22 protein-coding genes are annotated in these 23,902 nt (G+C 49.0%); 10 read left to right on the plus strand and 12 right to left on the minus strand.

The window, feature by feature from the left end; genetic code table 11:
• Positions 1-2: 2 nt before the first annotated feature.
• On the minus strand, positions 3-2,702 hold the full coding sequence (locus tag HER31_RS09225; RefSeq protein ID WP_168660309.1) for an alpha/beta hydrolase family protein: 2,700 nt from the start codon (positions 2,700-2,702) through the stop codon (positions 3-5).
• 188 nt (positions 2,703-2,890) lie between these two features.
• Here HER31_RS09225 and HER31_RS09230 point away from each other — a divergent pair, with 188 nt between their 5' ends.
• Positions 2,891-3,898 (plus strand): isocitrate dehydrogenase, encoded by a 1,008-nt coding sequence (locus tag HER31_RS09230; RefSeq protein WP_168660310.1) that lies wholly within the window; start codon positions 2,891-2,893, stop codon positions 3,896-3,898.
• Between the two features lie 502 nt (positions 3,899-4,400).
• Positions 4,401-5,279, plus strand: a complete 879-nt coding sequence (locus HER31_RS09235) for a DMT family transporter (RefSeq protein ID WP_168660311.1) — start codon at positions 4,401-4,403, stop codon at positions 5,277-5,279.
• Here the strand turns inward: HER31_RS09235 and HER31_RS09240 are convergent.
• From HER31_RS09240 to HER31_RS09265, 6 genes are all read right to left on the minus strand, one after another.
• Positions 5,276-5,809, minus strand: coding sequence for a DUF924 family protein (locus tag HER31_RS09240; protein ID WP_168660312.1), 534 nt, complete (start codon positions 5,807-5,809; stop codon positions 5,276-5,278). The genes HER31_RS09235 and HER31_RS09240 overlap by 4 nt on opposite strands.
• A gap of 76 nt (positions 5,810-5,885) precedes the next feature.
• Positions 5,886-6,044, minus strand: a complete 159-nt coding sequence (locus HER31_RS09245; RefSeq protein WP_168660313.1) for a DUF3012 domain-containing protein — start codon at positions 6,042-6,044, stop codon at positions 5,886-5,888.
• 456 nt (positions 6,045-6,500) lie between these two features.
• A complete protein-coding gene (gene rlmM / locus HER31_RS09250) occupies positions 6,501-7,568 on the minus strand; it encodes a 23S rRNA (cytidine(2498)-2'-O)-methyltransferase RlmM (RefSeq protein WP_168660314.1) in 1,068 nt (355 codons plus the stop codon).
• Entirely contained in the window at positions 7,561-7,947 is a 387-nt protein-coding gene (locus HER31_RS09255) for a DUF423 domain-containing protein (protein WP_168660315.1), read from the minus strand. Before HER31_RS09255 ends, rlmM begins: the two co-directional genes overlap by 8 nt.
• Positions 7,948-7,949: 2 nt before the next feature.
• Positions 7,950-8,618 carry an alpha/beta family hydrolase gene (locus tag HER31_RS09260; RefSeq protein ID WP_238786915.1) on the minus strand — a complete coding sequence of 223 codons (669 nt, stop codon included), beginning with the start codon at positions 8,616-8,618 and terminating at the stop codon, positions 7,950-7,952.
• Complete coding sequence (locus HER31_RS09265; RefSeq protein WP_168660316.1) at positions 8,593-9,510, minus strand: transcriptional regulator GcvA; 918 nt, start codon at positions 9,508-9,510, stop codon at positions 8,593-8,595. Before HER31_RS09265 ends, HER31_RS09260 begins: the two co-directional genes overlap by 26 nt.
• Positions 9,511-9,628: 118 nt before the next feature.
• Between HER31_RS09265 and HER31_RS09270 the strand changes: the two genes are divergently transcribed.
• The 3 genes from HER31_RS09270 (at position 9,629) to HER31_RS09280 (ending at position 14,219) form a co-directional block, all read left to right on the plus strand.
• Positions 9,629-9,844, plus strand: coding sequence for a hypothetical protein (locus HER31_RS09270; RefSeq protein ID WP_168660317.1), 216 nt, complete (start codon positions 9,629-9,631; stop codon positions 9,842-9,844).
• A gap of 231 nt (positions 9,845-10,075) precedes the next feature.
• Positions 10,076-11,137, plus strand: coding sequence for an efflux RND transporter periplasmic adaptor subunit (locus HER31_RS09275; RefSeq protein WP_168660318.1), 1,062 nt, complete (start codon positions 10,076-10,078; stop codon positions 11,135-11,137).
• Positions 11,124-14,219 (plus strand): multidrug efflux RND transporter permease subunit, encoded by a 3,096-nt coding sequence (locus HER31_RS09280; RefSeq protein ID WP_168660319.1) that lies wholly within the window; start codon positions 11,124-11,126, stop codon positions 14,217-14,219. The genes HER31_RS09275 and HER31_RS09280 overlap by 14 nt, the downstream gene beginning before the upstream one ends.
• A 61-nt stretch (positions 14,220-14,280) precedes the next feature.
• On the opposite strand, the gene HER31_RS09285 is transcribed toward HER31_RS09280, so the two are convergent.
• Positions 14,281-15,147, minus strand: a complete 867-nt coding sequence (locus HER31_RS09285; protein WP_168660320.1) for a LysR family transcriptional regulator — start codon at positions 15,145-15,147, stop codon at positions 14,281-14,283.
• 108 nt (positions 15,148-15,255) lie between these two features.
• On the opposite strand from HER31_RS09285, the gene HER31_RS09290 reads away from it, so the two are divergent.
• Positions 15,256-15,630, plus strand: a complete 375-nt coding sequence (locus HER31_RS09290; protein ID WP_168660321.1) for a nuclear transport factor 2 family protein — start codon at positions 15,256-15,258, stop codon at positions 15,628-15,630.
• Positions 15,631-15,915: 285 nt separating this feature from the next.
• On the opposite strand, the gene HER31_RS09295 is transcribed toward HER31_RS09290, so the two are convergent.
• Positions 15,916-16,737 (minus strand): sterol desaturase family protein, encoded by an 822-nt coding sequence (locus HER31_RS09295; RefSeq protein WP_168660322.1) that lies wholly within the window; start codon positions 16,735-16,737, stop codon positions 15,916-15,918.
• On the minus strand, positions 16,727-17,161 hold the full coding sequence (locus HER31_RS09300; protein ID WP_168660323.1) for an SRPBCC family protein: 435 nt from the start codon (positions 17,159-17,161) through the stop codon (positions 16,727-16,729). Before HER31_RS09300 ends, HER31_RS09295 begins: the two co-directional genes overlap by 11 nt.
• Positions 17,162-17,517: 356 nt before the next feature.
• On the opposite strand from HER31_RS09300, the gene HER31_RS09305 reads away from it, so the two are divergent.
• The 3 genes from HER31_RS09305 to HER31_RS09315 all read left to right on the plus strand — a co-directional run bounded on the left by HER31_RS09305 (position 17,518) and on the right by HER31_RS09315 (position 19,941).
• On the plus strand, positions 17,518-18,540 hold the full coding sequence (locus HER31_RS09305) for a hypothetical protein (RefSeq protein WP_168660324.1): 1,023 nt from the start codon (positions 17,518-17,520) through the stop codon (positions 18,538-18,540).
• A 98-nt stretch (positions 18,541-18,638) separates the two neighbouring features.
• Entirely contained in the window at positions 18,639-18,815 is a 177-nt protein-coding gene (locus tag HER31_RS09310; protein ID WP_168660325.1) for a hypothetical protein, read from the plus strand.
• 31 nt (positions 18,816-18,846) lie between these two features.
• Positions 18,847-19,941 carry a site-2 protease family protein gene (locus HER31_RS09315; RefSeq protein WP_168660326.1) on the plus strand — a complete coding sequence of 365 codons (1,095 nt, stop codon included), beginning with the start codon at positions 18,847-18,849 and terminating at the stop codon, positions 19,939-19,941.
• Positions 19,942-20,390: 449 nt separating this feature from the next.
• Here HER31_RS09315 and HER31_RS09320 read toward each other — a convergent pair whose 3' ends face one another.
• Together HER31_RS09320 and HER31_RS09325 are read right to left on the minus strand one after the other, a co-directional pair.
• On the minus strand, positions 20,391-20,735 hold the full coding sequence (locus tag HER31_RS09320) for a PBPRA1643 family SWIM/SEC-C metal-binding motif protein (protein WP_168660327.1): 345 nt from the start codon (positions 20,733-20,735) through the stop codon (positions 20,391-20,393).
• 178 nt (positions 20,736-20,913) lie between these two features.
• Complete coding sequence (locus tag HER31_RS09325) at positions 20,914-23,034, minus strand: TonB-dependent siderophore receptor (protein WP_168663248.1); 2,121 nt, start codon at positions 23,032-23,034, stop codon at positions 20,914-20,916.
• 245 nt (positions 23,035-23,279) lie between these two features.
• On the opposite strand from HER31_RS09325, the gene HER31_RS09330 reads away from it, so the two are divergent.
• Positions 23,280-23,894: a PepSY-associated TM helix domain-containing protein gene (locus HER31_RS09330; protein WP_168660328.1), complete on the plus strand. Its 615-nt coding sequence runs from the start codon at positions 23,280-23,282 to the stop codon at positions 23,892-23,894.
• Positions 23,895-23,902 lie beyond the last annotated feature (8 nt).

The raw sequence follows: 23,902 nt of genomic DNA on the forward strand, positions 1-23,902 counted from the left end.
AGTTACTCCTTAGGATCCGGTTGCCGCCAAGGTTGGCCATTTAACCACCATTGTGGTGCCGCTTTACCCTTAAGGGTATGGTCAAAGAACTCCATCATCTTGATGCTGTAATCCAGCTTGTTGGGATACTTCTTCAGATGGTGTGGTTCATCTTGGTATTGCAACATCACTACCGGCTTGCTCAAGCGGCGCATCGCCAAATAGAGCTCAATCCCCTGCTGCCACGGCACAGCATCATCTTTGTCACCAAACATAATAACCATTGGCGTATTAACCTTTTCGGTATGGAAGACTGGGCTGTTTTCAATATATAACTCAGGCGCTCGGTATAGGCTCTGTCCAATACGGCTCTGTCCCGCTTCATATTGGAATTGACGTCCTAAGCCGCTACCCAGCCGAATACCAGTGTAGGCCGAGGTCATATTGGCTACCGGTGCGCCGGTAATTACCCCAGCAAAAGCATCGGTTTGGGTTACCAATTGCGCACTTTGATATCCCGCCCAAGAATGCCCCTGTAATCCCACTTTCGCACGATCGGTAATACCTAATTGGACCAAATGATCCACCCCTGGCAACAGCGCGTCTGCAGTAGAACGGCCTGGATGGCCAACTTCAAAGCGAATGTCCGGCAGGAAGATAGCGTAACCTTGGCTTGAGAACCATGGGAAGTTCGGCCGATGGTTAAATGCCATCTGTGGGAACCGATGCAGTCGATCACTCATAAAGCGATAGAAGTAGATAACCGTCGGCAGTGGCGTATTGCCATCCCAGCCTGGTGGGGTGATCACCACTCCTTGCAGCGACTTACCGTTGTTATCACGCCAATTAACTAACTTGGCTTGGCCCCAATCAAGATCGGTTAGCTGCTCGCCCATAAAGGTGACCTGCTCTAGATTGCCGAAATTGCCGTTGGCCAAATGCAGATCTGGGAACTGGTCGTAACGTTCAATACGATACAACGCTTGTTCACTCTGTTTGGCTTTAGCAACAAAGCGGATCATCGCTGGGTGTTGCTGCCACGGCGTTATGGTCTTAGTCGCAAGCACTAACCGTAATAGGCTCTCATTGCGATTAAGTTCGCTGACGCTATGGAGCACCAGAGGCTGGCTAACGTCATGCCATTGCTGTTCCTCATCCTCAATCACGACACGATGAATCGTTTGTCGTTCTCGTCCTTGAGTTAGAGGGATTAAATCACCACCTTTTAGTTGGTAGGCATCGTACTTGTCGTACACCACCACACCGTTGTTACCGCTTAACCACGGCCCAAAGCCATAGCTTGGGGCTGGACTCGGGTAATCATGATCTTCATTAGCAAAGCCATCAGCAACCTTGTTGGTGTGGTTGCGAGCAACATTGTGCCAATAGAGCTGACCACGAACATACCAAGCAACGGCACTATCATCTGCTGCCAGTGTCGGCTCATCCGCAGCGAGACTTTGCGTTACCAACAAACGGCGCTCACCGTTAGTCATATCAACTAGATACCAATCGCGGTAGAAGCCAGCCCACGACACCATTTGTTGGTACAGCTTATCGCTCCACCCTAATACATAACGCTTGTTTTCGCTGATCTTCAGTTCAGCTAACTGGGGATCCGCCAACTGCACAAAATCATCAGATTGAAGCTGCCACACTCCAAAGTATTGACGCTTAAACTCGTCTTTAAACTGATGCTGTTCACGGGTTTTAATGGCACTGTCATCACCATGCCACAGCACTAAACCTGACTTGCGTTGCAACTGCTGCATGTCTTGCAGTGCCGTGTTGTCGGCGTAATCCGCTGCTTTTGAAAATTCAGGCCGACGAGCTTGACGGCCGATAAATAGCCGTTGATTATCATCGGAAAAACTCAGCTCACTGTAGCCGCTAACGATAAAATCAGCATGATTAAGCTCTTGCCAGCGTAAATCCTCATCGAACTGGTACAAGCCAACCTTGTGGGTTCGTTGCCGTTTCGCTTGCTCCGCTTTACCCCAAGTAAACCCGAGTAGCTCTGCATCATCGGTGAACGTTAGTGCCCCGCTGACGAAGCCAGCTTGTTGCACAATGGTTTCTGATTTGAGATCGGCAGTTAACTTGAATATGCCATTGTTGCTGTTGTCTTCGCTGCGTGTGCTGTAAGCGATACCAAACTTATCTTCCGCCACCGCGACTTGCCATACCTGACTAATCACTCGAGAACTGCCAGTGGTTAAGTCACGGACCGTCAGTGCGCTACCTTGCTTAGCGTTGGCTTGAACGCCATCATTACTTTTGTCTTTATCGACCGTTTCTGGCTGCTCGTGCAGCACCACCAATACTTTACCGTCATGACTAAACCACGCTTGTTTCACGCGCTCAAAACGGATCTTGTTGCCGGTTTGGCTATCAACCAGCAATCGGTCCGACTTAAGCTTTTTAAGCGCCTTAGGTTTGCTGTTCTCGCGGGTGAGCAAGTCTGGCCCAAGCTCGAACAAGCCAAATTGACCGTCGGCACTTAGCATCGGCTTACTGGCACCGGCTAAGGTAAACAGGTTGCCACCAAGACGTTGCAGCTTGCCCTGAGGGTCACCACGATCTGGTTGCGCCACATAGGCAATGGTTTGTCCATTGGCGGAAATAATTGGATCTTTCAAACTAGCAAAGTTCATCACAACATCTGGCGTAACGGGCTTTGCTGCCACCGACGTTGCTAGCCCAAGCGCAGCAATCCAAATCAAAAATGTTGAAAATCCTTTTGTCACATCTGCCTCTCAATTATTTCAATAGTGTGAGCTTGCACAATCAACTGTAAGAACGATGTAAAAGTCGGTATGCTACTCGCCGCACAATGCTAACAAAGCCCCCCAGTCCTGCATAGGGAATTAGAGGAAGGGCACATTCATACGACACGTGGAAGGAAGTCACTATGTCCACTAACACCATCACCGTTATTCCTGGCGACGGCATCGGCCCAGACATCGTTGAAGCAACCGTTAAGGTACTCGACGCTGCCGGCTGTAATTTTAACTACGATTATGCTGACGCTGGCCTTGCTGCTCTAGCAAACCACGGTGAATTGATGCCGGAAAGTACGCTCGAGCTAATCGCGAAGAACCCAGCAACACTTAAGGGTCCATTAACCACACCAATCGGTACTGGTTTCACCTCCATCAACGTGAGTCTGCGTAAGCAGTTCAACCTGTACGCTAACGTCCGTCCGGTGTTGTCTCTGAAAGGCACCCAGGCGCGTTTTGACAACGTTGATATCATTACCGTACGCGAAAACACTGAAGGGATGTACTCCGGTGCAGGCCAAGTGATCAGCGAAGATGGCCTGATTGCCGAAGCAAAAAGTATCATCACCCGAGAAGGCGCAGAGCGGATCTGTACCTTTGCCTATGAGTTGGCTCGTAAAGAGGGACGTAAGAAGGTTACCGCAGTTCATAAAGCCAATATCATGAAGACCACTTCAGGTTTGTTCTTGCAGGTTGCTCGTGAAGTGGCACAGCGCTACCCAGACATTCAATCAGAAGAGATGATCGTCGATGCGACCTGCATGAAACTGGTTATGGATCCTAGCCAGTTCGACGTTATCGTAACCACCAACCTATTCGGCGATATTCTGTCGGATCTGTGTGCGGGTTTGGTTGGCGGTTTGGGTATGGCACCAGGTGCTAACATCGGCGAACAAAGCGCCATCTTCGAAGCTGTACACGGCAGTGCGCCAGATATCGCTGGTCAAGATTTAGCTAACCCGACTGCGCTTATTCTCGGTGCGATCCAGATGCTGGAATACCTTGGTATGTCCGAGCAAGCAGCTAAGATCCGCACCGCGGTACAAGACACCATCGCCTCTGGTGAAAACGTCACTAAAGACCTGGGTGGCAACGCCGGTACCAAGGCCTTTACTGATGCGATCATCTCCCGCTTATAAGCGTTGGTTTATAAACGTAGATAACACCAAGCCTCGCTGATGCGGGGCTTTTTCTTGGCTGTGTACCAAACTCAGCGTTGTTCTTTCCAATGCTGTTAAAGCACTGGCTAGTGCGAGTTTTGATACAAGGGGAATGCATTACGCCGCCGTTTATCTTCTGCCGAATTGGAGCAGTCCATTTAGTCTGCGACCTAAGGCAACGGGGATTCCAAAGGGGGCGAAGCCCCCCCCTAATGCATACAAGAATGTGTCGTCGCCACCGCGACATAACCCCTTTAGAGTACTGCAATCGGTAAAGCCGAAGGCCTGATATAAACCTCAACACTTAACTGTGACACAGCCTTTTTCTTGCCTTTGTCGCGATAGCCTCATTCAATTTAGTCAACGAGCTAGCTGCTTAACGCTAGGACAGGTAGTCAAAACCCGCTTCCACAATATGACTATGGTCGTCTGGGTAACAGCAAGCCAGTGATATACCCTAAACACTCTAACAGGAGTTGTTATGCGCTTTACGCCCCGAGGTGAGTGGATACTGATTGCGGCAACGCTACTTGCAGCATTAGGTTGGCTTGCCTCCAAACACATTGTTACCACTTTTCCTGCGGTTCCATTTATTGGCTGGCGTTTCCTGTGCGCTGGTTTGCTGCTGTTTCCACTGTGCCGGCACGCAATTTTTCGAGCCTCAAAAATACAGGTAATCAAAACGTTAGGCTTAGGGTCAATACTGGGTTTTGGTTTGTTAGTGTGGGTAGGCGCAATTATCGATTCCAACAGCATTGGCGAAGGTGCTTTTATTGCCAGTTTATCGCTGTTGCTGGTGCCCCTGTTAGCGTGGCTGCTATTTAAAGAACCACCGCAAAAACAGTTTTGGTTTAGTGCACCTATCGCCTTATGTGGCTTGATTGCACTGACAGCAAACAACGATTTTAGCCTCGATAGCCACCAACTGCGTTTTCTCGCCGCCGCTGCGGTTTTATCGTTTCACTTCACCTTAAACCAACGCGCAACCATACACCTGCCCTCACTCGCATCAGTGTCGTTGCAATTAATCGCCGTGGGCATTGTTGGTCTTGCTGTTGCGATATATCAAGGAGAGATGTCGTTACTCAATAGCGGCGGTGGTTATCAAGTGTGGTTATGGTTTACTACTAGTGTGATGCTAGCTACCGCCCTACGCTATTGGTGCCAAACCAGTGGCCAAGGAAAGCTAAACCCAACCATCGCGGCGGCAATCATGTTGCTCGAACCGATCTGGACACTACTATTTAGTGTAGTGTTGCTTAACGAGCAGCTGTCGTTAACTCAACTACTGGGCTGCAGCTTGATATTGACCTCATTATTGGCATACCTACTTCGTCCAAAAATCATTAATTTAAGCTAAAAACTCGACCCCGGCTGTTGCAAAAATAGGATTTCATCGTCCGTTGATTGCCGCCCAAGTATGACGTTTCGGTGGGGATAGCGGCCAAAGCGATCGATGATCTGTTTGTGGTGCAACTCAAACCGCAGATTATCTTCCAACCCATTCTTGCGATAGAAGCGTTCAGCCTGTTGGTGAATAAGCTGAGATTCACTGTGCATATAAGGCAAATACAAAAAGCTGCGCTGAATAAGCGTTAAAGATTGCTCATCCTTAGCGGCAATGGCTTGCTGAGCCAACGCCAGTGCTAAAGGATCGGCGGCAAATGCCAAAGGGGTATCTCGATGAATATTACGAGAAAACTGATCAAGTACGATGATCTCGGCCAACCGTCCAAGTGGGGTCTGGCGCCATAGGAACAGTTCACATTGCAGCGCTTGTTGGTGCAGTTGGCCAAAACGGCTGCGGATCAGCTCATCAAAGGCAGCATCCTTTTGAAACCAGTGCTTAGGGCTGCACTCCGAGAACCAAAAATCGATTATCTGCTGCATGGCTATTGGTCCTGTAATAAGCGTATATCAAAGCGAACTCTCAACCGCTGAGAATTCGCTTCGAAAAGCTCTTCCGTTAGAAGATACAGTGCTTAGCAAAATCTTTCGCTTCAGTGGCAGTCCAATCCGCCGAAGGCTTCTCTTTCATCTGCTTACACCACTGTTCACTGCCGATTTCAGGGCTGCAACCAGTCAACAGTACGCCAACAAACAACAAACCCACTAACTTCTTCATATCCTCTCCTTAGAAAATGCATACACAAGGTGTAACGACTACACGCGAACAGATTACGCCATCGCTGATGCAAAAAAAATGGCGCTGTACCAATTAAGTGCTGCTCTTTCCAAGGCTGTTAAAGCACTGGCTAGGCGAGTCGCGATACAAGGGTAAAGCACTACCGCTATTGCTCTTTTGCCACATTGGAGCAGTTCAGCGAAGCGTTTTGGACTGCGACCTAAGGCAAGGGGGATTCCAAACGGGGCGAAGCTCGCCCCTAATGCATACAAGAATGTGCCGTCGCCAGCGCGATATAGTCCCCTAAAAACACCGAAATCGGCGAAGCGGAAGGCTTGATATAAACCTCACCACTTAACTACGACACAGTCAAAAAAAATGGCAATATTTCAATATGACCAAAACAAAACGCCCCACGGTTAGGTGAGGCGTTAAAGTAATTATCGAGCGTGGTCGTTATTTGCGGCGATGCACATACACCGTAATCTCTTCACGATCGTGATAGAGGTGTTTAGCCTTAATCTCGTGACGAACGCCAGCGTGTCGTAGCGCACTAGATAACTGATTTAAACAGTCAGATACCATGGTGTAGCGTTGCTTCATTGGGAGTTTCAAATTAAAGATAGCGTCGTGACACCAACCATTAATAAACCAACGCGCCATCAGGCTGGCTACTCGATCAGGCTTCTCAACCATGTCACAAATCAGCCAACGGTTATTGGTATGGATAGGCTCATGCTTAAAGCCATCAACCGAGTAGTGTTTAACCTGACCAGTTTCCATCAAACTTGGTGCCATTTCGCCGTTGTCAATCGCCTCAACAAACATACCGCGACGAACTAACTGATAGGTCCAACCGCCCGGACACGCGCCTAGATCAACCGCTTTCATACCCGAGTGGGCACGCTCTTCCTGCTCTTCTTTGGTTAAGAATACAGAGAAGGCTTCATCCAACTTCAAGGTAGAGCGACTTGGTGCGTCGGACGGGAATTTTAACCGTTCAATGCCCATGTAGAACGGCGAACCGTTATCAGAACGGCTGTAACCTAGGTAACCATTGCCGCTGTCCGTTAGGAACAAGTGGATGCGGGGCATCTTGTCGTGTTCTTTCTTGGTCAGAACACCGGAGCTACGCATCGCTTGGCGCAGTGGCACGGTAAACTTGCGGCAGAACGACAGCAACGAGCGATACTCATCACCTTCACCACTCTCAACCCAGAGCATACCCGCTTTAGGCAGCAGCTCGCTATGCTCCATTACCGCACTAATACGATCTTCGGTGTCCATATCTTTCAGTTCAGCCAAAACCATAAACCAGCTGCGTGCGAACACCAACTGATTGAAACTGAGCTGCTCCATCAAGATACGGCCATCTTCTGGGCCATAGCCCTCAAAGATCACAAAGCCGGAGTTGTTGATTACCCGGGGGAAACCAAATACTTCTAGCTCCGCGGCAAGATCTTGGATCTCCGCCGCACACTCTTTTTCAAAGCCTGGCCGACAATGCAGCAGAACCTTATTCATTGTCACTCTCCCAAGCAAACACCGTTGCGGCCAATAAACCCCAACCAATCATTAACATTAGGCCACCAATCGGTGTGATAGGGCCCCAAATCTTGCTACCGCCAAACACCAACATGTAAATGCTGCCGGAAAAACCTGCCATACCAGCGACAAAAAAGGCGCCAGCGGCCGTTAATAAGCGACCTCCTAGCCCTAATTTCAGTGCCAATGCCACTACCAACAGCGCTAGGACGTGCAAAAATTGATATTGCACTGCGGTGTTGAAGCTGACTAATAGACTATCTGAGACCTTGCCTGGTAAGCCGTGAGCGCCATAAGCACCTAATGCTGTCGCTAACAAACCCAATAACGCAGCAATTACGCCATAAATCTTCGCCATGACTAACCCCTAAAAATAGCAGCGCGGATCAACTGCGCTGCTTGTTGAATATGTTGGTGCTGCGTAAAGCCACTGACTTTGCGCGGCTTAAAGCTGTGATCGCCATCTTCAAGCCATGTCATAGTGACTTGGTTTGGCAAAATATGTTGTTCTAATTCAACGCGATTGCCGAAGGTATCGCGGCTGCCTTGAATAATATGTAGCGGTGCTGTTGCATGCTGCAGTGGCTGCCAACGCCATTTTTCAGGCTCATTTTTACCCACTGGGTGAAACGGATAGCCTAAGGCGAAGGCGGCACTTACCTTCGCTTTATCTGCACAAACGCAAGCCACGCGTCCGCCCATCGATTTGCCGCCAATAAACAGTGGCAGTTGGGGGAAATGCTGCTGAGCCGCAGCAACCCAGAGGTCGTAACAGGCTTGCAGCTTGGGTAATCGGTCCGGCGGTCGGCGTTTATCGTTCGCCCGTGCTGTTACCATATAATCAAACTCGAATCTCACCACCGCTAGCTTGGAACAACTTAGCTGCTGTGCAATATCAGCCATAAACTGATGATCCATCCCTGCCCCAGCGCCATGGGCGAGCAATAACACCGCTTCAGCGGAGTCGCCACCATCAATGCGACATAACGACGGCCAAGCAGTATCAGTCGGCATTGGGGATGAGATCACTGTGAGCTTCCTCAGCAAAGGTTTGCATTAACCAATCACGGAATGCTTGGATCTTACCAAGATCCTCTTGGCTTTCATGACACACCAAGTAATAAGCGCTTTTACTCTTTAGTACTAGATCAAATGGACACAACAAGCGCCCCGCTTCGACCTCTGGTCGCGCTAACACCGACGAGCCCATCGCCACGCCTTGACCATGAATCGCGGCTTGCAACACTAACGAAGAGTGACTAAATATCGGGCCGTGATTAACGTTAACCAAGCCATCGGCATGCTGCTTAGCCCACGCCTTCCAGTTATGACGAGTCATATCATGTAGCAAGGTGTGTTGTGCTAAGTCTTCAACACTGCGCAGCGGTTTCTTGCCCTGCAGCAACCGTGGCGAACACAGTGGCACCAAACTTTCTGCCCGCAACTTATCGGCACGCAGGCCTGGCCAGCTGCCGCGACCAAAGTAGATGGCGATGTCGACATCTTCAGTCAGCGAATCCTCTTCCTGATCCACGGCTTTAATGCGTACATCGATGTCTGGATGCAACTCCGCAAATCGGGCCAGTTTTGGCACCAGTGATTGAATAGCAAAACTAGGGGTCATACTAACTGTTAACGAACCTGTCGCGGTTCGAGCCAGCAGTCTTTCCGTGGCATCTGCCAGCTGAGTGAACACATCCTTAATATCAAGAAAGTAACTTTGCCCCTCTTCCGTTAACAATAAAGAACGGTTCCGCCGGCGGAACAATTTTAGCCCCAAATGCTCCTCTAGCGCCTTAATTTGGTGACTCACTGCGGCCTGGGTCACAAAAAGTTCTTCTGCTGCTCGAGTAAAGCTCAAATTACGTGCAGCAGCTTCAAATGCCTTGAGAGCATTGAGTGGAGGAAGGCGTCTAGACATGCGGATCACTCTATTAGTTTTTCTAATGAATAATTGTACTTTATTTCGTTTGAGCACCACCAGACATTTATATAAATTTGCCCCGTGTTCAATTACCGCCCAAATTCGGGGGCCCCAAATGTCTGTCTCTTTACTGTTAGCAACCGCGTTGACCTTCACACCAATTCAACCGGAGCCAGTTAAGTTCGATACTCAAGTTATCGACCAAGAAGTACGACAAGGAATTGCAATGGAGTTGGCTGCAATGCACGAGTCATTCAGCTCCAAAGAACTTAGCGAAGGCGTTGCCGTAGCTCAAGTTGAAAAGGACAGCGCCAAGCGCAATCAGAAATAACAAAAAAGCCACCCTCGCGGTGGCTTTTTGTTAGTGCAGTGACAACCACTAATACCGCGTTGCAACAGTGGTTGCCTGTGCATCATCCATGCTCGAGCTCGCATTTTAGACAAAATTTAATAACTGTTTACAAATTAAAGCCCGACCGAGTCTCATCTTTACATTCCATTACAAACATCCCTCGCTTGCTCCCTTAGAATGTCGCCAACGTCAGATAACAACTTCGGTGCCATGAAAACAAACTCGCTCTCGCTTTGGCTTACGCTGCTACTCATTACCTGTTCATCAGCAACTGCCGCCCCAACTCAACCAGCACGAGTCATTCAAGTACAAAGTGAAGCCGTGGCTCAGCACATACTGACACCTGAGCTGACCGTAGTAGGAAACCTTGAGGCTGAACGAGCGGTAACCATCGCCCCACAGATCAGTGGCAAGATCGCCAAGTTTGCGGTTACTTCAAACCAACAAGTAGCCGCCGGTGAAGCGCTTATTCATATCGCCGATGCCGAAGCCCGCGCCAGTGAACTTGAAGCGCAAGCTTATTTGACCGACGAACTGCGTAAACTGGCCGAACTGCAACGACTAATTAAGAAAGGGGCGGTTACCCAATCGGAAATCGATGCTCAGCAAGCGAGCGTTGCCATGGCCCAAGCTCGTCTTCAAGCTGCCACCGCCCAACTGGATTACCACCACATCACAGCCCCATTTGCCGGAACCGTTGGCTTGGTTAACTACAGCGCAGGCGCCTTAGTCGATAGCGGCACCGACCTGCTCAGCTTGGACGATCTATCCAGCCTACGATTAGATTTAGCAGTCCCAGAACGGTTCTTATCACAGCTACGCACCGGCGTTAACGTGTCGGCTACTAGCCAGGCGTGGCCGGAACAATCATTTAGCGGTGAAGTGATCGCCATCGCTCCCCGTGTCGCCGAATCATCATTGAACCTGAAAGTACGAGTGCGCTTTAGTAACGAGATGCAACAACTAAAGCCAGGAATGATGCTAGCGGCCACAATAAAATTTGGCGAACAAGCTCAACCGGTAGTACCAATCCAAGCATTGGAGTATTCCGGCACCAAGCGTTTTGTTTACGTAATTGAAGGTGATAAAGCCCACCGTACCGAAGTGGTCTTGGGACAACGTGTGGGCACTAAAGTAGCCATTAAGAGCGGCATCAATATTGGCCAACGTATTGTTGTTGAAGGGTTAGTTAATCTAAGCGACGGCGTTTTAGTAAATGACCTAGCGCAAACCAACACCGAGACAAATGGAGCGATCAATGCTGCTCTCTGATATCGCGGTAAAACGCCCGGTAGTTGCCATCGTTTTAAGTCTGTTGTTGATGGTGTTCGGTGTTGTTTCCTATAGCAAACTATCACTGCGAGAGATGCCTGACGTAGACAACCCGGTTGTCTCGGTTATGACTCGCTATGAAGGCGCTTCTGCCACCATTATGGAAACCCAGATAACCACGGTTATCGAGGATGAGATGAGTGGGATCAGCGGTGTCGATGAGCTGACCTCAGTAACCCGTAATGGCATGTCGCGCATTATGGTTGAATTCGAAATCGGTTGGGATCTAACCGAGGGAGTTAGCGACGTGCGTGATGCGGTTGCCCGCGCTCAACGGCGCCTACCTGATGAAGCGGACGACCCAGTAGTATCGAAAGATAACGGCACTGGTGAGCCGGCAATCTACGTAGTGTTGCGCTCCAGTGAGATGGATCGTACCGAGCTAACCGATTACGCCGAGCGTACCCTCGAGGATCGCTTCTCACTCATCTCCGGCGTAAGCTCGATTGATTACACCGGCGCCCTGACCAAAGTAATGTACGTTCAGTTGGACCCACAGCGAATGGCAGGTCACGGTGTTACCAGCAATGACATTATTACGGCGTTAAACAACGATAACATCGAAAGTCCTGGTGGCGAACTGCGTAACGACGTAACCACCATGTCGGTTCGAACCGAGCGCCTCTATCAAACCCCAGAGGATTTTGGTTATCTGGAGATCAAGCGCTCCGACGACGGCCACCCAATTTATCTGCAAGATGTAGCCCAAATTGAAATTGGTGCTGAAAACGAAGACTCCACCTTTAAAAGTGATGGTGTGGTTAACTTAAGTTTGGGGGTAGTTACCCAATCTGACGCAAACCCAGTACAGGTTGCCCAAGCCGTTCGGGCCGAAGTAGATCGAGCCCAGAGCTTCCTACCTGCAGGCACCGAGCTTGAGATCAACTACGATAAAACCCTATTTATCGACAACGCCATCAACGAGGTTTACCAAACCTTGATGATCACTGCTGGGTTAGTGGTATTGGTGTTGTACTTGTTTATTGGTCAGGCTCGCGCCACCCTAATCCCCGCGATTACAGTGCCGGTATCGTTGATCAGTGCCTTTATGGCTGCGTACTTCTTTGGTTTCTCCATTAACCTGTTAACGCTTATGGCGTTAATCCTTGCTATCGGCTTGGTGGTTGATGATGCCATTGTTGTGGTTGAGAACATTCACCACCATATTAAGCAAGGCAAGTCACCATTGTTAGCCGCCTATGATGGTACCCGCGAAGTGGGCTTTGCGGTTATCGCCACTACCATGGTGTTAGTGATGGTATTCCTGCCTATCGCCTTTATGGATGGCATGGTCGGACTGTTATTCACCGAATTTGCAGTGGTGTTGGCTATGGCAGTGATCTTCTCTTCCATAGTCGCTCTGACTCTCGCGCCGGTGCTGGGTAGCAAAGTGCTAACCAGCAAGCACAAAAACAATGCCCTGATTAACTTGGTGCACGGTTCGCTCAACAAGCTTGAGAACGGCTACCGTAAAGTCTTAGCCATAGTGATGAAGCTACGCTATGCCGCACCGGTAATCATCATCGCCTGTATCCTCGGCAGCGGTTTTTTAATGCAGCAGGTTCCAGCGCAATTGGCCCCGAAAGAGGACCGCGGCATCGTCTTTGCGTTTATTAAAGGTGCCGAGGGCACCAGTTATAACCGCATGTCTGACAACATGGAAATTGTTGAAGAGCGAATGATGCAGATGCTGGGTAAAGGTTTGGTGCGCTCATTCAGCATTCAAACCCCTGCGTTTGGTGGCCGCGCCTCTGATCAAACCGGTTTTGTTATTATTCAATTGGAAGACTGGAAAGCACGTGATACTACCGCTCAAGAAGCGCTACCTATTATTGCCAAGCAGCTTAGCGGCATCACCGATGTCATGGTGCGGCCACTGTTACCGGGCTTCCGCGGCGGTTCATCAGAAGCGGTGCAGTTTATTCTTAGTGGCTCTGATTACAATGAGTTGTACCGATATGCCACTGAGCTAAAGCACTTTGCTAACAGCAGTGGCCTTATGGATGGCGCTGATCTCGACTTTGCCGAAACCACACCAGAGTTAGTGGTAAGCGTTGATCGAGCTCGTGCCGCCCAACTTGGGATCAGCGTTGATGAGATTGCCACCACTTTGGAGGTGATGCTCGGAGGTCGTTCAGAAACCACCTTTGTTGATCGTGGTGAAGAGTACGACGTTTATCTTCGTGGTAACGAAACCCAGTTCAACAACGCCGCTGATTTGAGCAAAATCTACCTCCGCTCAAGCCAAGGTGAGTTGATCACCCTTGATGCGGTAACCCACATCGAAGAGGTTGCCTCAGCGCGCCGTTTAAGTCACTTTGCCAAGCAAAAATCGATTACCGTTAGCGCCAACCTTTTAGCCGGTGCCACCCTCGGCGAAGCATTGGATCTGCTTGATGCAGAAGCAAACAAGATCCTCCCAACCGGCATCAACGTTGGCTACAGCGGCGAATCCGCCGATTTTAAGGAAAACCAAAGCAGTACCGCGATAGTGTTTGGCTTAGCGCTACTGGTGGCTTACTTGGTATTGGCAGCGCAGTTTGAAAGCTTTATCAATCCAATGGTAGTGATGTTTACTGTACCTATGGGGATCTTCGGAGGTTTAGCTGGCCTATGGTTTACCGGCCAAGGCTTAAACATCTATAGCCAAATCGGTCTGATCATGTTGATTGGTATGGTGACCAAGAACGGCATTTTGATTGTGGAGTTCGCTAACCAGCTACGCGACAAGGGGCACACCTTGGAACAAGCAATCATCGATGCCGCGACTCGTCGTTTACAGCCAATCTTAATGACTGCCATGACCACCCTATTCGGCGCCGTGCCGTTAATTCTATCAACCGGTGCCGGTTACGAAAGCCGCGTGGCGGTGGGTACGGTAATCTTATTTGGCATGGCGTTCGCGACTGTCGTAACCCTGTTGGTTATCCCAGCAATGTATCGCCTAATATCCGGTCACACCCACTCTCCGGGTCACGTTGCCGAGAAACTGCAACTCGAGATCAACGCTCAACGCAGCTAAATCAGGTTAATCCCACTACTACCGAGAGCACGCCAGCGCGCGTGCTCTCGCTATTTTGGCGTTATACCAACCGTGCCAACTGCCATTCAATTGCTGAAATACACACCTCAACCGCCAGCGGTAACTTACCACTGTAGGGGGTTAAGGCGTAGATAGTATTACGCGGCAAACGATAGTCGGCAAATACCGGTACTAACTGCGGTTGCACCAGCGGCAGATAAAAATCTGGCACCACACCAATCCCAGCTCCCGCTTTAATCAGCGCCAAACTGGAATGGAAGGTGTTAGTTAGACAACGAGCTTGGGTACTGAAATGATGGATTTGGCCGCGGCTATCGATAAATTCATGCCGTACTTGTTTACTCTGCCAGAGGTTCGCAATGTAGCTTAGGTTGTCCGACGGGTGCTGCGACAACAGGCTATCGCAACCACACAACACATCACGAAACTCGCCAATACGACGCTGTTTTAGCGAACTGTTTACCGATTGCCCTACTCGAATCGCTAGATCGATATCATGGGCACGCAGGTCCAAATGATCATCACTGCTGACTAACTCCGGCTCAAGCTGGGGATACTGTTGAATAAGCTCGGCAACAACTGGGGTAATCAAGGTTTCCATCAAGGCGGTAGCTGCAGTGATCCGCACTCTTCCCTTTGGAGTTTCCAAGGTTTCTTGGGCTTGATTCCACGCCTCATCGGCAACCTGATTAAGCTGCTTACAGCTGAGATAGAAACCCTCGCCGACTTCGGTTAACACCTGCTGCCGCGTGGTCCGTTTAAGCAATGTCACCTCAAGTTCGGTTTCAAGCGTCTTTAGGTGTTGACTCACCACCGACTTAGACACCCCTAAAACCTCGGCAGCGGCGGTAATTGAACCGGCTTCGACAATATGGGCAAACACTGACATCTGTCGTAATCGACTCATACCATTTGTTCTGTTTTTCTAAACTATGATTTCGAATATAGCGGTTTTTAGGAGGCTATTGAAGGCTTATTCTAAGCTCAGTTATCGTCACTAGTTATGGAAATCATCATGTCCAACAACAACGTTTTAGCCGCATGTAAACAAGGCATCGCCGCATGGCAACAAGCATTCAATCGCCAAGATGCCGCGGGCTGCGCCGCTCAGTACAACGACCGATGTGACATGCACGCCCGCCCATTTGGTACCTTTACCGGCCGCACCGCCATTGAAGCGTTTTGGCAAGGGATCATTGACCAAGGGTTTAACGACGTTGAGTACAGTGAGGTAAAATGGCAACCTCTGGGCAGCGACGGCTACATTCTTAGTTCAAGTTGGACCATGAATAAGGCCTTTGGCGTGGTGCACCGTGAACACTGGGTGGTTGAAGAAGATGGCAAAGCACGTCTTATCAGCGACGAGTTTGAAATTCAGGGGGAGCGCTAGCGCCGCTAAAATTAGGCTGTGTACCAATTAAGTGTTGTTCTTTCTAATACAGTTAAATCACTAACGCTATTGATCTTCTGCCGCATTGGAGCAGTTCAGCGAAGCGTTTTGGACTGCGACCTAAGGCAAGGGGGATTCCTAAGTGGGCGGAGCTCCACCAACTGCATACAAGAATGTGTCGTCACCACCGCGACATCCCCCCTTAAGAGTACTGCAATCGGTACAGCCGAGGGCTTAAGATAAACTTCAACAGCTAACTACGACACAGCCTAAAATTACTGCGAGTTAACGCCGACAAGACTGGTGCGTCGGTGGGCCAAACAACACCTTTAGCTTGGCCTTAGCGCCATCAACTCGACGCAATTGCTGGAACATATAACGCCATTGATGGATAACCATTACTGTCCAACGTTTGGTTTCCATAAACCCGATTACCCCAAAACGGACTGGCTCATGCTTTAGCTCCGCCTGAAAAGTACCAAACATCCGATCCCAAATCATCAACACACCAGCGTAGTTCTTATCGATATAGATAGGGTTGCGACCGTGGTGTACCCGATGGTGCGAAGGCGTATTGAACCACCACTGAAATATCGGCAGCTTGCCAGTCCATTTAGTATGCACAAAAAATTGGTAGCCTAAGTTCAAGCCAACAACGGCCAAAACGAGCTTAGGATCGTAGCCGAGCCAAACCAATGGCAACCAAAACAGCCACATTCCTGCTACTGGGTACAGCAAGCTTTGTCGAAAGGCGGTAGAAAAGTTCATCAGCGCCGAGCTGTGGTGCACTACATGAGCGCACCACAGCCAGTGCACACGATGGGAACAACGATGAAACCAGTAGTAAAGGAAATCCTGCACAACGAAGGCTAACAGCAGATTCAACGGCGTCAGCTCAATCTCGAACCAACGAAACTGATACAACCAATAGAACAGCGGTAAAATTGCCAACAGCGAGAGTATCTCAGCCACTTGGAAGGTTACTGCCAAGACAACGTTGTTAAAGGTATCACGGCCGAGGTAGCGCTCTTTATGGCGCCAATACTCAAACGCGATAAAGCTGATAAATATCGGCCCAAGTGCCAGCTGAATATACTCAATCGGCATCGAAGTGATCCTTAAGTTTAGCCATCGCCTTGCTAATATCACCGCGCAATAGCCAGCCAATCAGTGCCGTAGGTACCCAATTCGACGACGTTCCACTGATGACATAATGGAGCTCGGTGACTAGTTTATTGGCGGTAGGCAACAGCCGGATTACGCCAAGGTGGTTCTTCAACGGTGCTGCGCCAACAATGCGATAGGTTAGTTTGGTCTCGGTTAACCCAATAACTTGCTCATTGAAGGTTTTACCCATGGAAGTAACGGCGCGTATGGTGCCAACCCCACCTGAGGGTTGTCCCGCTGCGGCGGATTGCAACACAGCAAAACGGGCACTAAAAAAGCGACTCAGATTTTGATGATCAAGCAGTACTGGCATGATCTTGGCCGCCGAGCCGTTTACCCATACCTTAATATTTACCAGTTCCATCTGGATCCTCGTAACCTTAGCTAACAATCAACTCACTAAAGCCTACAGTGAAGCGCCACAGTGCAGCAATCATTGTGATTCACAACGGTAATGAAAACAATTCACTAAACTGCCCACGTCAATTTCAGTTAGCACTCTGCCATCCAGTGGGGCAACTCCCGCCTCAGCACCACGAAGTAGTAGGTTGATAGTAATCGCATCGTTCATAGCACAACTACGCATAGATTAAGCAATCAACCGCAGCAGTGGTGCGAATTAGCTTACCCAAATGAGTGTAATTTCAGCGGTTGAATTTACGTCGCTTAACTTGTGCTTCAGATTGCACTACCGTGGACAAAAACAACGAAGGGAATTGTATGTTAGACAATATGTTAACTGAGCAGGTACAGCTCGGATTTGATATCGCCACCAGTGTTACCATTATCGGTGCGTTACTGTCTTGGGGCTGGGAAAGCCGTCGCCGTGCGAGTAAAGAACGACAGTTAGGCCTGCACGAGCAAGCTCGAGTTGCCTCGCTGGAGAAGGTCCAATCCATCGTCAGCGAATTTGAAACCGCATTCAGTGATTTGGTACAGGCTGCCCATCAGTTTCAGGCACCGATCCGGCGCCGGATCAACGTTAGCAGTGACAACCCGTTTGAACGTCTGCAGCAATACATCACCAAAAACCCTGAGTCAATTGACCAATTTACCGAACGTTTAGCTGAGATTCGTTTGGGTGTTGATGGCTACTACGAAGCGATTCAAAAACGACGTTACTCTTTGGTACCGGTATTGGACTCATTACCAGGAGGTAAGGAGTTCCTCGCCAGCTTACAAAAGGACATTCAGGAGATTGGTGACGCCCACGATCAAATCAACTCCGGCTACGTTGCTCTGCTCAAGGAGTTTCACGCCGCGGCGCAGAAGTGTGAACAGATAATCAGCGAAACTGAATTTGAAAATCCTGATGACGTCAGTGACAAAGAAAAGATCCAGTGCCTACTAGACAGCAATGCCTATCGCCAAGCCGCTTACTGGTTAGTCTCTGATAAGGATTACGATAGCTGGACTAACGGCTTCATTCCTACGGATGCTAAACAGGAGTTCGAGCAGCGCCGAGAAGACAAGACGCTGCTTGAAAATGATGACCTGCTATTTAATGTTTACGTTAACCTCGCTAGTTACATCATTAAGCAGCCAAATGCTTCTTACGCTGAGATCTTATGGCTTGCTTCCAAACAAGTAGGACAAACCACCACTGAGTGTAAAGATATCCTAATCAAGCTGAGCGCATTGACTCACAAGCTGTTGGTCAACAACGAAGATACTGAATTGAAGAAGATCATCGAGCTGTACGAGTCCGACGAATATTTGGGCCGCGAAACCTCAATTCGTTAAGTTCAGTAAATCAAGGTGGCATGGCTAATGCGATTAACCCATGCCACCTTGCACAGGTTCGGCTAGATTTAGCCGGACTCGCTAGGCGACGCCCGCTAATGACTGAAGAGCAAAGATCTAGTGCATTATTGTTTGTCTTTGCAACCCGCCTAGCCAGTGCTTCAACAGCATTAGAAACAGCAATTTCTTGGTTCACTGGGTTAATTTCTGCCAATACCACCGGCAGATGCTCTGTAACGGTGCTGTTCTCCTCACCTAGCCAGTTGTTACAATAACGGTAATCTTTACCCACTTGAGTTAGCGTTCTTGGAACTTCTACACATCGATTGTCTTGGCCAACCCCTTCGTCTTGAAGGTTCTCTTGCCGGATGGCAACAACTGTTTTGGAACAATAAGTTGGTATCTGTTATCGATGCCTCTGACAGTAAAGCCAACAACACCCACCAGTTTGAACTCACCGCAATAAATGAGGCTCAGCAGAGCAAAGCGATTGCAGTATCATTGGCAACCGAACTGCAATGGCAACCGTTCAACCTCAAATATCAACTACTGGTCGACAGCGAATTAGTCACCAGCGGCGAACGCAACAGCAAAGATATTGAACAGCAAACTCCGGTGCAAGCTGTGGTTGAAAAGCCTAAGTTCAGCATCATCGGGCTCGGCTCGTTGGCGTTGAAATTAATGAAGAGCGCTAAAGTGATAAAGGTCGTTTTAGCCGGAGCCAGTGTCGCCGCTTACTCTTGGCTATTCTCATGGCAGTTTGCCCTGATGCTAATTGGCTGTCTGGTGTTTCACGAATATGGCCATATTAAAGCGATGAAATATTTTGGCCTAAAAACCAAAGGGATCTATCTCATTCCCTTTGTCGGCGGCCTCGCTTTGGGCGACAGCAAAATTAACACCCGCTGGCAGGATGTGGTTATCTCGATAATGGGACCAACCTTTGGCCTGTTTTTATCGATCTTGTCGCTTATTACTTATTGGGTCACCGACGAGCCCATCTTTGCTGGATTAGCGGCATTCAATGCCCTCCTCAACTTATTCAATCTGCTTCCTATCTTGCCGCTTGATGGCGGCCATGTGCTCAAAAGCATCGCTTTTTCGATGAACAGCAAATTTGGTTTGGTTGCCTGTATTCTGGGTGCGGCTGCTGGCGTTTACCTGAGCTATATGTTTGGGTTAGCGTTGCTCGGCTTCCTATTATTGATTGGTAGTCTAGAGATCGTGTTTGAATGGCGTGGCCGTCATCAAAGCCATTTACTGCCGCTCGATCGTTATGGCCAAACATTCTCAACGGTATGGTATCTGATGGTCGTTGCTGGCTTAATCAGCATTATTATGTCTATCGCTGCCGGCGGTGACAGCATGCTCAACCTGCCGCTGCAGATCTTACAAAGCTGACCGCCAGCAGGTTGTCGGGTGACACTGCGCGACTGCCGCCATAAGGCGAACCAGCCTTATGACGGCGACACAAAAAGGGCTGTGTACCAATTAAGTGTTGTTTTTTCTAAGGCTGTTAAAGCACTGGCTCGGCGAGTCGCGATACCAAGAGTAAAGCACTACCGCTATTGATCTTCTGCCGCATTGGAGCAGTACAGCGAAGCGTTTTGGACTGCGACCTAAGGCAAGGGGGATTCCAAAGGGGGCGAAGCTCCCCCTAATACATACAAGAATGTGCCGTCGCCACCGCGACATTGTCCCCCCTAAAAGCACCGAAATCGGTGAAGCCAAAGGCTTAAGATACACTTCAACAGCTAACTACGACACAGCCCAAAAAAGCCAGTCAACTAAGCTGACTGGCTTTGGGAGGAATTGGCGTTGGCTATCACCTAAGTCCAACAGGGCTCAACTTAGCCACAACACTTTTTATATTTCTTACCACTACCGCACAAGCAAGGTTCGTTGCGCGCTGGCAGCTTCTGCTGCGTAACCGAAGTAACAACCTTGTTTAATTGCATCTCTAATTCAGCGAGAGACTCAACTGCACCGTCGCTGGTGTCAACGGTAATGTTGGCGTATAAGCCGGCTTCGGTAACCTGCGCTTCAATCTCTTGCTGTCGTACTTCGCTGGTCACAACCAAGGTCAGCGGGTATTTCTTACTCCCGGCTTTTTGGTTCACGTTTGCCTCATAGCCGTAGCTGATATGGCTTTGACGTGCATCCTGCCGCCCTTTGAAGAAAAACTTATCTGACATTGTTGATTCTCAATTCACTAAAACGCTGATTCGACATGCGGCGATGCTGATGGCTGCCGCAAAGTTGGCAGAGTGTAGCACTATTTCCGCGGCCGTATTGGAGTCTTATCTGGTAACAGGTTAAAGCAAAAAGCACCGTCCGAAGACAGTGCTTTTGTTTAACTGCGCCCAATTAAGATTAGAATGCAGCCGTAATCGAAACGTTGAAGTTACGCTCTTCGCCAATGGTTACTTCGTCGTAGTCGCCGCCACCAAGGTAATCGGTATCAAACACGTTCTCCACATTGAAGCGCAGATCTACATCAGTGTTGGTAAACTTGAACTTGTAACTTGCACCGAAATCAACACGGGTATAGCTGTCTTTGGTAATGGTATTGCTGGTGTTGGCGTAACGATCACCTTCATAGATAGCGCCTAAGTTAACCGCTAATGCATCGGTCAACTCGTAACGAGTCCAAGCATTAGCACTCCACTCTGGGGTATCGATTGGACGCTTACCTTCCAAGGTCGTGTGGTTGGTGTATTCAGCATCAAGGTACATGGTCGATGCTGACACAAACAGCTTCTCTCCAGCACGTCCTTGCGCGCCAAATTCAAACCCTTTGTGCTGCTGTTCACCATCTTGGCTGGTGCGAGAGTCCAGCTCTGGGTTGGCAGGATCACTGTAGTCGTGAGTAAGGATAATGTCTTTTTTGGTGATGTCGAAATAGGCACCGGTTAGCAACAAGTGACCTTCAAACAACTCAACCTTAGAACCGACTTCCCACGCTTCTGAGGTAACTGGATCAAGGTTATCACCGTCGTTAACGTCATTAACGTCGTTTACCTCGGTCTGCGGTTCGAAACTCTCCGAGTAGTTAGCGTAGATGGTGGTGTTAGCTAACGGCTGGTATACCACACCGAAACGCGGCAACACACTGTCGCTATCGTCGTTGGAGCTATCAGTATCACGGTCCAGATCATCGTAACGAACACCTACCAACAGTTTCCATTGCTCGTTAATAGTGATCAAATCCTGTAGGTACACACCGTAGTAGAAATACTCTGATGGGTCACCAGCTTCAACACTATGGTAATTAAGATCTGGCTTTGCGATTGGCTCGCCGATGGTTACTGGCGTTAGGCTGCCCCGATCTCGGGTTTGCTGATAGCGGTAGTCAACGCCATTGGCGCCAAACAACAACTGGTGATCCAGATTACCAGTCATAAATTGAGCGCTTAAATCAGCATAGAAAGTGTTATATTCCCAATCATCAAAACGGTCGAATGGATTAATGGCATACTCGCCAGTTTCTGCATTGTACTGGTTATATTGTGGCGACGAATCGAAACGCTGACGTTCAAACTGCTGGTTGTTATACCCCATCTTCAGCTGCATGTTATTGGTTAGATCAAGATGAAGATCGGCACCAATGTTTTGCGCAGTAATATCGATAAAGGCCCATGGCTGATCCCAAATCTGGTCGTCTTTACCAATCAGGTTACCGTCGTCATCTAACCAACCACCAACGTCGATGCCCGCTTCATCTTCAGTGCGATCGTAATGCACATTCAATGTAGCCATGTCACCAATATCAAACTCAACCTGCAGCGAGCCAAGGAAACGGTCACGCTCGTTCTCTTCCCCGTCTTGATATTCACGCCACATGTTTTCATCTTGTTTTACCAAGATCGCGCGGCCACGAATGCTACCGTCATCATTTAGCGCACCACCAGTATCAAGCTGGTAACGAGTTGATCCTTGGTCGTCAATATCAACACCTACCTCAGCGAAACGCTCAACCGTTGGCTTCTTAGTCACCATGTTGATCAGGCCACCTGGTGCAGATTGACCATATAACATTGACGATGGGCCTTTAATTACTTCGACCCGCTCAAGGATTTCAACAGGGTGCATGTAGTGTGACCACACCTGCTGGCCATCTTTAAGATAACCAGTGCCTGAGTTCAGCTCAAAACCACGCAAGCTAAACACTTCCCGGTTCCACTTTTTAGTTCCCGCTGTAACCGAAGAGTCATTGGTTAATACCTTGCCTAAGGTCGTCGCCAGCTGCTCGTCCATTACGATCTCTGGAATAACCGCAACCGACTGAGGTGTATCCATTAGGTCGATATCACCGCGCAGTGCGCCGGTAGCAGCGCCGTTCTTGTAGTCGTTAAAGGCGTTGCCGGTAACAACCATACTCTCTACCGCAGCATACTGGTCTCCGGTTTGTTCTTGCTCAGCGGCCACATTGGTCGATACAGCCAACATGGCTAAAAAGATTGGGGATAGCTTCAACACAGGTACTCCGTTCATCATCATGAGTAATTATCCCGGCCAACAGTAAATGTAAATTATTCGCATTTCAACACATGATTAATAATAATTATCATTTGCGTTGGTTTTGCTTGAGTTTTGTTCAATTTTGAAATAATTCAATTTAAACATAATGTTAACAATGTGCGCCTTGACACAAATTTACACAAACCTTAATGAGAATTCATCGCATTAGCATTTATTTGCTGCTATTGTCTCGCCATCCTTCTTAACTCTCGAAGCTCATGGCCAAATCGTTTTATCCACTTGCCCGCACGATTCACCAATACGTCTCCATGGCGATGTTGCTGTTAGTGCTGTTCTTTGCCGTTACCGGCATCACCCTTAACCACCCACAGTGGTTTGTTGGGGAACCGCAAGTAAATGAGATTGAGACAACACTGCCTTCGACTTTATTAAGTTCAACCTTGGCCACTCGCCCCATTGATACCAGTGCCTTAGTGAATCACCTGCTTGAGCTGCACCCGTTGAGCGGCAAGGCCTCCGAGCAAGACCTGTTTACCGACTGGGAAGATGGAGAGTTACTCGAGGGAGAGTTAAGCCAAAGCTTTCAAGGGCCTGGCTATCACGCCAGCCTGTTTATCGATTTAACCACTGGTGAGGCGCAGATCAGCGAACGCGATGCAGGTGTTGTCGCCTTCCTAAATGATCTACACAAAGGACGATACAGCGGCGAGTTCTGGTCTGTTGTTATCGATATCAGCGCACTATTGATGGTGCTATTTAGCCTATCTGGTGCGGTGCTGATTTTGCCTAAAAAACGTATCGCCAAAAAATTTATGTTGGTGAGTGTCATCGGTGGCGTTATTGCGCTGCTATTGGCACTGACTACGCGCTAAAGGAGCTA

The sequence above is a fragment of the Ferrimonas lipolytica genome, from assembly GCF_012295575.1.
In the GTDB taxonomy this organism is placed as follows: domain Bacteria; phylum Pseudomonadota; class Gammaproteobacteria; order Enterobacterales; family Shewanellaceae; genus Ferrimonas; species Ferrimonas lipolytica.

Excerpts from the sequence above, each read along its gene's own strand:
- HER31_RS09230 (WP_168660310.1), top strand. The coding sequence starts at position 2,891 with ATGTCCACTAACACCATCACCGTTATTCCTGGCGACGGCATCGGCCCA.
- HER31_RS09235 (WP_168660311.1), top strand. The coding sequence starts at position 4,401 with ATGCGCTTTACGCCCCGAGGTGAGTGGATACTGATTGCGGCAACGCTA.
- HER31_RS09240 (WP_168660312.1), bottom strand. The coding sequence starts at position 5,809 with ATGCAGCAGATAATCGATTTTTGGTTCTCGGAGTGCAGCCCTAAGCAC.
- HER31_RS09245 (WP_168660313.1), bottom strand. The coding sequence starts at position 6,044 with ATGAAGAAGTTAGTGGGTTTGTTGTTTGTTGGCGTACTGTTGACTGGT.
- rlmM (WP_168660314.1), bottom strand. The coding sequence starts at position 7,568 with ATGAATAAGGTTCTGCTGCATTGTCGGCCAGGCTTTGAAAAAGAGTGT.
- HER31_RS09255 (WP_168660315.1), bottom strand. The coding sequence starts at position 7,947 with ATGGCGAAGATTTATGGCGTAATTGCTGCGTTATTGGGTTTGTTAGCG.
- HER31_RS09265 (WP_168660316.1), bottom strand. The coding sequence starts at position 9,510 with ATGTCTAGACGCCTTCCTCCACTCAATGCTCTCAAGGCATTTGAAGCT.
- HER31_RS09270 (WP_168660317.1), top strand. The coding sequence starts at position 9,629 with ATGTCTGTCTCTTTACTGTTAGCAACCGCGTTGACCTTCACACCAATT.
- HER31_RS09275 (WP_168660318.1), top strand. The coding sequence starts at position 10,076 with ATGAAAACAAACTCGCTCTCGCTTTGGCTTACGCTGCTACTCATTACC.
- HER31_RS09280 (WP_168660319.1), top strand. The coding sequence starts at position 11,124 with ATGCTGCTCTCTGATATCGCGGTAAAACGCCCGGTAGTTGCCATCGTT.
- HER31_RS09285 (WP_168660320.1), bottom strand. The coding sequence starts at position 15,147 with ATGAGTCGATTACGACAGATGTCAGTGTTTGCCCATATTGTCGAAGCC.
- HER31_RS09290 (WP_168660321.1), top strand. The coding sequence starts at position 15,256 with ATGTCCAACAACAACGTTTTAGCCGCATGTAAACAAGGCATCGCCGCA.
- HER31_RS09295 (WP_168660322.1), bottom strand. The coding sequence starts at position 16,737 with ATGCCGATTGAGTATATTCAGCTGGCACTTGGGCCGATATTTATCAGC.
- HER31_RS09300 (WP_168660323.1), bottom strand. The coding sequence starts at position 17,161 with ATGGAACTGGTAAATATTAAGGTATGGGTAAACGGCTCGGCGGCCAAG.
- HER31_RS09305 (WP_168660324.1), top strand. The coding sequence starts at position 17,518 with ATGTTAGACAATATGTTAACTGAGCAGGTACAGCTCGGATTTGATATC.
- HER31_RS09310 (WP_168660325.1), top strand. The coding sequence starts at position 18,639 with ATGACTGAAGAGCAAAGATCTAGTGCATTATTGTTTGTCTTTGCAACC.
- HER31_RS09320 (WP_168660327.1), bottom strand. The coding sequence starts at position 20,735 with ATGTCAGATAAGTTTTTCTTCAAAGGGCGGCAGGATGCACGTCAAAGC.
- HER31_RS09325 (WP_168663248.1), bottom strand. The coding sequence starts at position 23,034 with ATGAACGGAGTACCTGTGTTGAAGCTATCCCCAATCTTTTTAGCCATG.
- HER31_RS09330 (WP_168660328.1), top strand. The coding sequence starts at position 23,280 with ATGGCCAAATCGTTTTATCCACTTGCCCGCACGATTCACCAATACGTC.